Below are 9,210 nucleotides of genomic sequence, written 5' to 3'. Positions count from 1 at the left end.
TAAAAGAATTAAAAGACTTTTCAATTTTATGAATAAAAAATGAAATTACCTTATCTGTCTTTAACGTATGTAATATCTACAAGTATCATTCAAAAAAGTCTTTTATGCTATACTATGGAGTCTGTTTTGGAGATTAGCATTCGGATATGGCAAAAAGAAAAGAATTCATGTTAAAAATTGATTTATGAATAATAAGGTTTGGAAGATTTTTAAACCTTCATAAAAGTGAATTTTTAATATTATAATTCTCTTTTATGTGTGTTAATTGATACTTTTTTGTTATTTATTAATTATAGTTAAAATATTTATTAATAGGCGCTTGTGTTCTTGTTTAACTCCATTGTCGTAGAATTACTACATAAAATCGTAGAACTACTACAATTTTTCAGATTTCTATTCAAAAGCTTTTTTTTCAACTTGAGGCCCTTTATCTTTGTCTTACAATTATTCAATAACATAAATATTACTAACGATTAAAATTTACAATCATGGCAGAAAGAAATTCAAGAGGAATCTTAAAATTCAACAACGGAGAAGGTCAGAAATTATTAAAAATGAACTACAGCGTATCAAGATCAACAGACGTATCAGGACGTGTAGCATCAGACCCTTCTAACGCTCTAATCAAAGTTACAGTAGAAGCTACTGAAAAATCAGACATCCTGGAAAGCTTATTGAACGGAAAATATAAGCCAACAGTAGGAGAAATTGTATTCAACAAATCTCACGAAGAAGGAACTCTGATCACTTTGAAATGGGAGAACGGATACGTAATCCAACACGAAGTAGACTTCGACGCTGTAGACAGCAACAGTATGCTGATCAGCTTCGTAGTAAGTGCTGAAACTATTGACTACGGTACTTCTCAGTACGCAGGTCTTTGGCCATCTGCTGGTAAATAATCCAGTACAACAAAACTTAAAAAAACTAATGGAACAGTATGCTCACAGAGTGTACTGTTCTGTTTTTTATAATACAGGGTATTAAAAAGATATAAAATACCGTTAACTTGGTATAATGTCAAAAATCAATTTTGCTCCGTATGTGAATCGTGAATTCCCGTACCCGTAACTCGAATCCCGCGCCTCGAATCCCATCCCCAAAACTAGCAACTTATCTTCCTATTTTCTTATATTTGTTCATTATAGATAATATGGACGCAACACAAGATAAAAGGCTGTTTCTCATCGATGCTTATGCGATGATTTTCAGAGGATATTACGCATTGATCAGGAATCCAAGACTTACCAGTACAGGCTTAGATACTTCTGCCATCTTTGGCTTTACCAACTCTTTGATCGAATTGATCAGAAGAGAAAAACCAACCCATTTGGCTGTTGTTTTTGATGTAGGGAAAGCAAACGTAAGAACCGATGATTTTGCTGATTATAAAGCTAATAGAAGTGAGACACCGGAAGCTATCAAAATTGCTGTTCCATATATTCACAGGATTCTGGAAGGCATGCATATTCCGATTCTGGGTGTTGAAGGATATGAAGCAGATGATGTAATAGGGACCATTGCCTGCAAAGCAGAAAAAGAAGGTTATACCACGTTCATGGTAACACCTGATAAAGACTTTGCACAGCTGGTGACAGATAAAATCAAAATCTATAAACCGGGATTAAAAGGCGGAGATATAGAAATCCTGGGCGTAGAAGAAGTAAAAGCCAAATATGAGATAGAAGATCCTAAACAGGTTATTGATTATCTGGCAATGATGGGAGATGCCGTAGATAACATCCCGGGATTAGAAGGGGTAGGAGAGAAAACCGCTATGAAATTCCTTAAAGAATTTGGCAGCATTGAAAACCTGCTGGCCAATACAGATAAACTGAAAGGAAAACTTAAAGAAAAGGTAGAAGCTTCTGCAGAACGTGGAATGATGTCTAAGAAACTGGCTACCATTATCTGTGACGCTCCTATAGAATTCCACCAGGAACAATACGATCTTGAAACTCCTGATTTTGAAAAAGTAAAAGAAGTTTTTGAGGAAATTGAATTCCGAAGACTATATGAAAATCTTTACAGGGCTTTTGCACCGGCCGCTACAGAAACTATTGTGGTAAGTGAAATAGAAGTAAAGCAGACCCAGTCCGGAACAGAAGTAAAAGGACAGGTGATGCAACTTGATCTTTTTGCGAATTTTGAAGAGCTGGATCAGGCAACTTCTACAAAATCTACCATTGATCATAACGACCATCTTTATCAGTTTATTGATAATCCTAAAGCTCAGAAAAAGCTTGTAGATAATCTACTGAAGCAGAGTGCAGTTTGTTTTGATACAGAAACCACTTCATTGAATGAGCTGGAAGCAGAACTGGTAGGAATGAGCTTTTCCTATAAAAAAGGATTAGCCTATTATATTCCTCTATCCGAAAACAGAGAAGAAGTATTGCAGACCCTTGAGATCTTCAGACCGTTTTTTGAAAAAGAAGATCTGCTGAAAATTGCTCACAACCTAAAATTCGATTATAAAATATTAAAACAGTACGACATCACTGTGAAAGGGGCGATGTTCGATACGATGATCGCCCATTACCTGTTGAATCCTGACGGAAGACACGGCATGGACTATCTTTCTGAGGTATACCTGAACTACAAACCTGTTTCCATTGAGACGATTATCGGTAAGAAAGGGAAAAAACAGGGAACTTTCAGGGATGCAGACCTTAGAACCCAGACAGATTATGCTGCGGAAGATGCAGACGTAACCTTCCAATTGTATGAACTGTTTGCTCCACAATTGAAAAAGGAAAACTTGGAAGAGCTTTTCTTCAATATCGAAATGCCATTGATGGAAGTTCTGGCGAAAATGGAACTTGCCGGAATTTCTTTAGATGAAAAATGGCTGGCACAGGAAAGTATTGATCTTGAAAATGACCTGAGAGAACTGGAAAAAACAATTTTTGAGCTTTCAGGAGAAGAATTTAATATGAATTCACCAAGACAGCTGGGAGAAATCCTGTTTGAAAAAATGCAGCTTGACCCGAAAGCCAAAAAAACAAAAACAGGTCAGTACGCAACTTCGGAAGATGTTCTTCAAAAACTGGCTTCAAAGCATGAGATCATCAAACATATCCTGGAATACAGAACTTATCAGAAATTAAAATCAACCTATGTAGATGCATTGCCATCACAGATTGATAAATCTGATAACAGGGTACACACCAATTTCTCTCAAACTACAGCAGCTACAGGCCGTCTGGCAAGTGTGAATCCGAACCTGCAGAATATTCCGATCAGAACATTGAGAGGACAACAGATTCGTGGAGCCTTTGTTTCCGGAGAAGGGAAGAAAATTATCTCAGCCGATTATTCACAGATTGAACTTCGTCTGATTGCTGAAATTTCAGGAGAAGACAATATGATTAAAGCATTCCAGGACGGAGAAGATATCCACGCATCCACAGCGGCAAAACTCTTTAAAGTTCCTTTGGCAGAAGTCTCAAAGACACAGAGAAGCCAGGCCAAGACGGTAAACTTCGGAATCATTTACGGGCAGGGTGCTTTTGCTTTAGCAGAACAAACCGGACTATCCCGTACAGAAGCGAAGCAAATGATCGAAGCTTATTTTGAAACCTATCCGAAACTGAAGGAATACATGGCCGAGCAGGTGAATAAGGCTCGTCAGATGGGATATGTTGAAACCATTCTGGGAAGAAAGCGTCATTTGAAAGATATTAATTCCAATAACTTTGTAGTAAGAGGTCATGCGGAAAGAAACGCAGTAAATGCTCCGGTACAGGGAAGTGCTGCCGATATCGTGAAAATCGCTATGATTAAAATAGACCGTGAGCTGGAAGAACAGCAACTAAAAACAAAAATGCTGCTTCAGGTACATGACGAATTAGTATTTGAAGCCCCGGCAGACGAAATTGAAGCTGCTTCAAAATTAATTAAAACCGAAATGGAAAATGCCTTGAAAACACAGGTTCCGTTATTGGTAGAAATTGGAGTAGGAAATAACTGGCTGGAAGCGCATTAATTCTATATAATAATCATAAATTAAAGTAAAGGTGAACTTAAATAGTTCACCTTTACTTTATTAATTATAGGAAGTAATGATTTGACTGTCATCAAAATAAAAACAAGACGCATCATAATCATGCCAGCAAGCTTGATATTGTGGCCCGTCTCCATAATTTGAAGTATTTACATTATCAGGTTTGCCTCTCATATATACAAGCATATCATAGCGCATTCCAATCCAAATTTTGTTTTCAGAAATATTTATGCAGTCTTCCTTCGACCATTCAGGATGTTTTTTATGAATTTTTCCGGCTTTTGATTTTAAGAACTTTTCTTCTTCAATTTTTTGTTGCTTATCTATACTGTCATTTCTTATTTTATTTTTAATACTGTCTTCTTTGGAAATATGGGTTGCTGTATTAGTTGTTAAGCTAGAATTATCTTCTTCTCCCGTACATTTATTGATAAGAAATCCTATAAAAGCAATTCCTAAGATGAACAATATTGCAATACCGCATCCATTATTTTGTTTTATAGGTGTATTGGAAGTTTGAGAAAAAGCTTTCTTTAGGTTGTCTTTAATAGAGTAGCCACATTGTGGACAAAAATGATCAGTATTACTGATGTGGTTTTTACATTGTGGACATTTAGATAGTGACATAGTTATAATCTTTTGATGCACAAAAGTATTTTGAACAATTCAAGATTATTTACGGTTTACCGTACGTAAGTTGATTTTTGTAAAAATAAATGCTATTCCTCTGGTTTTATAGGTTTTTTGTAGATTTATTCCTATTCAGATTCAATGGCTTTTGCTATTTTAGATTGAATAATCACTAAAAGTGATTTTTATAGAAGAACCTGGCTGTAATACAGCCAGATATCCTATTTTATGGTTAAACGTCAAATTCAATTTCGCCAATATAATACAGCTTGTTTTCCTCTCCGTCCACAGAAACAGGATTAGGGATCACAAATCTGCTGGCAAAAACAATAGCGTTTACCGGAGTATCCAGGCTCAGATCATTAAGCTTTTGTTCAAGAACAGGAAGCCATTGGTCTGCATAAGAATATTCCGAGAACTTTTCAACCAGTCCTAATCTTTCGTCTTCAAAACCGTATTCTATAAAGTCATCATCAAACCATTTGATGTTCTGGGATTCTGCAAATTTTGAAACATACTGATCATCATTTTCTTCTTCCAGATAATAATTTTCATCCTCCTCTACGAAAGCATAAAATTCTTCTTCATTTTTAAAATACCCCAGCCAGAAGTGAGAAATTTCTTTGTCCATAATGTATTGTTTGTTGTATTATTTATTATAATTATTAGAATGAACATTCTTGGTGTTTAAACTTTCGAGTGGTCATTTAATATTGAAAAAAATAAGTATAAGGTTTATTTTTCCCTTTGAAAGTGTAATATTACAAAAGTTTTTCTTTACATTCTATTTTTAAGGAATAGTACACAAAGTCTGGGAACCAAAAATAGTTCCGTAAAAGTTTTTATTGTAAATTTATTCTATCATTAAATCTTGAAAATGGAATTTCTACAGGATCATTATGTGGTTAAGAATGAGTTGTTACTGATCTTTATATCCGTAGTCCTCGGATTACTGATTGGAGCTGAACGTGAATACCGTAACAAATCAGCGGGACTTCGTACTTTTATTCTGGTTTGCTTTGGAGCCTGTCTGTTTACCATTCTTTCCATTAAAATTGGTGTTGGAAATCCGGATCGTCTGGCGGCTAATATCATCACCGGAATCGGTTTTTTGGGAGCAGGAGTAATATTTAAAGGCGAAAATAAAATTGAAGGCATCACAACGGCTACTACCATTTGGGCAACAGCTTCTATAGGAATGGCGGTAGGTTCCGGATATGTTTACTTTTCTCTTTTGGGAACAGCTTTGGTCCTTATTATTCTGAGTGCCTTAACTTATCTGCAAAGCTTTATAGATAATTATAACAAGATCAGGGAATATAAAGTTGGCGTGACAAATTCAGCAGATTTAAAACATTGTGAAGATCTTTTTAAAAAGCATCATTTAAAGTATTTATTAATCAAGCAACAATATACACAAGGGAATATTACCGCGACCTGGAGGCTTACGGGGAAGAATACCCACCATGAAGAGTTGATCAGAGACCTGGTGGATGATACCAAAATTATAGCCTATCAGTTTTAGAATGAAGCAAAAAAATAAAGGCCGAAGCCTTTATTTTTATTTTTTCTTGAATACATAGAGATCCTTGTTAGGTCCGTCAATCTCTTTTCCATCCATATCCAGTTGGATCAGCATATTTTCACCAACTTTATATTTATAGTTGGCTGTTTTCCCTTTTAAAGTGATAACACTTCCTGTAGCATCCCATGTAAAAGTACCTTTATCTTCGTTCCTTGATTTTCTTTCAAGATATTCTTCAGTAATGCTGAATGTTTTATCATTATTCAATGTTAATGAAGTCTTGATTCCCGGACAGTCAGCACATGGTACTGTTGCTTCGTAAGTACCATTCCAATCCAAGGCATTTTCAGAGGTATCACCCTGAGCACTGGTTGTTGGATGGGCTGTACTGTCTGCAACCGTTGGTTGAACAGTAGTAGCAGAATCTGCTCCAGAAGTTTTAGTATCAACAGTTTCTTTTTTAGTACAGGAAGCAAGGAATAAAGCCGCTCCGATTCCAAGGATAAGTGTTTTGTTTTTCATCATAATAATTAATTTAAGTATGTTTTTTAACTGACAAATTTTAATCAAAAATTAAGCCAAGGGTGAGTTGGAGAGGGAGAGAGTTTGAGGATAAGAGAGACGGATAAAGTCAATGGTAAATTGTCAATTCGCTTCGCTGGTCAATTTTATAGATGAGATAATTTACCATTCACTTACGAAGCAAAATTCATTATTGACATTTTTACCCTCGTTTTATGGGGCTATTCCTATTTTTCTTCGTAAATTCGGGCAAAATTTTGATTATGACAAAAAAGATACTTTTATCCGTATTTCTTTTGCCGGCTGCAATGGCATTTGCACAACAATATGGTGGAATGTGGATTCCTACAGAACTGAATGAAAAGGAAATGAAGGATTTGGGAATGAAGATCTCTGCTAAAGATATTTTCAATCCTCAGAAACCGAGCATAAAGGATGCTGTGGTACAGTTTAACGGCGGTTGTACCGCGGAGATCATCTCTCCTAAAGGATTGCTTCTGACTAACCACCACTGTGGGTTTGGCCAGATTCAGGCACATTCAACTGTTCAGAACGACCTTCTTTCAAATGGTTTCTGGGCTAAGAATATGAGCGGCGAACTTCCAAATCCGGGAGTAAAAGTAGATTTTATTGTAGATATAAAAGATGTTAGTTTCCAGATTTTAGAAGGAACAGACAATCTAACAGAACCTGAGCTTAGTAAAAAGATCAACAATAATATTGAGGTTTATAAAAACTCTCAAAAAATCGAATCTTTCCAGTCAATTATGGTTAAGCCGATGTATTATGGAAACAAGTACTATGCTTACACCATCGAAACCTATAAAGATATCCGTCTTGTAGGGGCACCGCCTCAAAGCATCGGAAAATTCGGAAGTGATACAGACAACTGGGTTTGGCCTAGACATACCGGAGATTTCTCTATGTTCAGAATTTATGCAGACAGAGATAACAAGCCTGCAGAGTATTCAAAAGACAATGTCCCTTACACTCCGAAGCATTATTTACCGGTTTCCATCAAGGATAAGAATGAAAACGATTTCACATTTGTATTCGGATTCCCGGGAAGAACTACAGAATATCTTCCTTCAGTTGCCGTAGAGAAAATTATGAAGGATATTGATCCTGCAAGAATTGCTGTACGTGATGTGGCTTTAAAAACTTTGGATGAAAAAATGCGTGTAGATAACGAAACACGTATTAAATATGCTTCCAAATATGCATCTGTAGCCAATTACTGGAAAAAGTGGATCGGTGAAGTAGAAGGGTTAAAGAAATCCAATGCTGTAGAGAAAAAAGTAATGTATGAAGGTTCTTTGGTGGCTAAAAACCCCGAGGTTAAAACTACTTTAGATCAGCTGAACAAGCTTTACAACGAGCAGGCTCCTTATGCTTTAAACAATGCATATTACACAGAAGTGGTGAGAAATGCTGAGACGTTAAAGCTGGCAGGAGATTACTATGACTTTGTAACTACTGTAGAAGCAGGAAGAATGGATGAGAAGGAGCTTACGAAGCTAAAAACAAAACTTACTTCTTTCTATAAAGACTATAGCGCAGAACTTGATGCTAAAGTAACTGCAAAATTATTAGCTTTATATGCTAACAAAACAGCTCCACAGTTTTTACCGGCAGGATTCAACAAGTATAAAGATGAAAATGCCAACATTCCTGTTGTAGAAGATATGTCTAAAAACTCTATTATTACAGGAAGAACAGCTGTAAATGGTGGAACACTGACGGCAGATATTGATAAGGCATTCTCTAATCAGGATAAGCTGATTAAAACGTTGAAGAAAGATCCTATCTATCAGCTTTATGTTTCTATGAAAGAGACTTATATGAAAGCGGCAGATCCACAATATACTTCACTTCAGGCAAAAATTGATGCATTGCAGAAGAAGTTCATGGCTCAGCAGATGGAAACTGATAAAGACAGAAAATTCTTCCCGGATGCAAACTCTACGCTTCGTGTAACGTATGGTAAGATCAAAGGATCTACTCCAAGAGATGCTGTTTCTTACGGGTACCAGACTCACCTTGCAGGAGTAATGGAAAAATATATTCCTGGAGATTATGAATTTGACGTTCCTAAGAAACTGATCGATCTTTACAACAAGAAAGACTTTGGAATTTATAAAGATAAAACAGGTGACGTTCCTGTAGGATTTACGGCTACCAACCACACAACAGGTGGAAACTCCGGAAGTCCAACCCTTGATGCGAATGGAAACCTTATTGGTCTTAACTTCGACAGACAATGGGAGGGAACCATGAGTGATATTAACTATGACCCACGTTTCAGCAGAAACATCATGGTAGATACAAAATACATCCTTTTCATCGTTGAGAAATTTGCAGATGCTAAATGGCTTATTGATGAAATGAAAGTGATCAAGTAATTTTAAAAGTTATACCTTTAAAGAGTCTATTCGAATGTATTTTGAATAGACTCTTTTATTTTTAGGGGGAAATACCGTTCAATCGTAGCGTTGAAAACAGTTTCCAAAGATCTATGGATGTGATT

7 protein-coding genes are annotated in these 9,210 nt (G+C 36.2%); 4 read left to right on the top strand and 3 right to left on the bottom strand.

Going from position 1 to position 9,210, the window contains the following annotated elements; translation table 11 throughout:
- Nucleotides 1-488 precede the first annotated feature (488 nt).
- Nucleotides 489-902 carry a type VI secretion system tube protein TssD gene (gene tssD / locus BBH99_RS04865; RefSeq protein ID WP_066692745.1) on the top strand — a complete coding sequence of 138 codons (414 nt, stop codon included), beginning with the start codon at nucleotides 489-491 and terminating at the stop codon, nucleotides 900-902.
- A 251-nt stretch (nucleotides 903-1,153) separates the two neighbouring features.
- Entirely contained in the window at nucleotides 1,154-3,988 is a 2,835-nt protein-coding gene (polA, locus tag BBH99_RS04860; protein WP_066692743.1) for a DNA polymerase I, read from the top strand.
- A gap of 60 nt (nucleotides 3,989-4,048) precedes the next feature.
- Here the strand turns inward: polA and BBH99_RS04855 are convergent, their stop codons facing one another.
- Nucleotides 4,049-4,654 carry a zinc ribbon domain-containing protein gene (locus BBH99_RS04855; RefSeq protein WP_123873010.1) on the bottom strand — a complete coding sequence of 202 codons (606 nt, stop codon included), beginning with the start codon at nucleotides 4,652-4,654 and terminating at the stop codon, nucleotides 4,049-4,051.
- Between the two features lie 214 nt (nucleotides 4,655-4,868).
- Entirely contained in the window at nucleotides 4,869-5,267 is a 399-nt protein-coding gene (locus tag BBH99_RS04850; RefSeq protein WP_066692735.1) for an immunity 22 family protein, read from the bottom strand.
- A 246-nt stretch (nucleotides 5,268-5,513) separates the two neighbouring features.
- Here BBH99_RS04850 and BBH99_RS04845 point away from each other — a divergent pair, with 246 nt between their 5' ends.
- Nucleotides 5,514-6,161 carry an MgtC/SapB family protein gene (locus BBH99_RS04845; protein ID WP_066692734.1) on the top strand — a complete coding sequence of 216 codons (648 nt, stop codon included), beginning with the start codon at nucleotides 5,514-5,516 and terminating at the stop codon, nucleotides 6,159-6,161.
- Between the two features lie 36 nt (nucleotides 6,162-6,197).
- Here BBH99_RS04845 and BBH99_RS04840 read toward each other — a convergent pair whose 3' ends face one another.
- Nucleotides 6,198-6,686: a copper resistance protein NlpE gene (locus tag BBH99_RS04840; RefSeq protein ID WP_228390740.1), complete on the bottom strand. Its 489-nt coding sequence runs from the start codon at nucleotides 6,684-6,686 to the stop codon at nucleotides 6,198-6,200.
- A 260-nt stretch (nucleotides 6,687-6,946) separates the two neighbouring features.
- Between BBH99_RS04840 and BBH99_RS04835 the strand changes: the two genes are divergently transcribed.
- The gene (locus BBH99_RS04835) at nucleotides 6,947-9,085 is read left to right on the top strand and encodes a S46 family peptidase (RefSeq protein WP_083188748.1); all 2,139 of its coding nucleotides are present in this window, start codon (nucleotides 6,947-6,949) and stop codon (nucleotides 9,083-9,085) included.
- Nucleotides 9,086-9,210 lie beyond the last annotated feature (125 nt).

The organism is Chryseobacterium contaminans, from assembly GCF_001684955.1.
In the GTDB taxonomy this organism is placed as follows: Bacteria; Bacteroidota; Bacteroidia; order Flavobacteriales; family Weeksellaceae; genus Chryseobacterium; species Chryseobacterium contaminans.
The sequence above is the reverse complement of the archived record's forward strand: the minus strand, read 5'-3'. Positions and strand labels throughout refer to the sequence as shown.

Coding starts and splice junctions, on each gene's coding strand:
- tssD (WP_066692745.1), top strand. CDS start 489: ATGGCAGAAAGAAATTCAAGAGGAATCTTAAAATTCAACAACGGAGAA.
- polA (WP_066692743.1), top strand. CDS start 1,154: ATGGACGCAACACAAGATAAAAGGCTGTTTCTCATCGATGCTTATGCG.
- BBH99_RS04850 (WP_066692735.1), bottom strand. CDS start 5,267: ATGGACAAAGAAATTTCTCACTTCTGGCTGGGGTATTTTAAAAATGAA.
- BBH99_RS04845 (WP_066692734.1), top strand. CDS start 5,514: ATGGAATTTCTACAGGATCATTATGTGGTTAAGAATGAGTTGTTACTG.
- BBH99_RS04840 (WP_228390740.1), bottom strand. CDS start 6,686: ATGATGAAAAACAAAACACTTATCCTTGGAATCGGAGCGGCTTTATTC.
- BBH99_RS04835 (WP_083188748.1), top strand. CDS start 6,947: ATGACAAAAAAGATACTTTTATCCGTATTTCTTTTGCCGGCTGCAATG.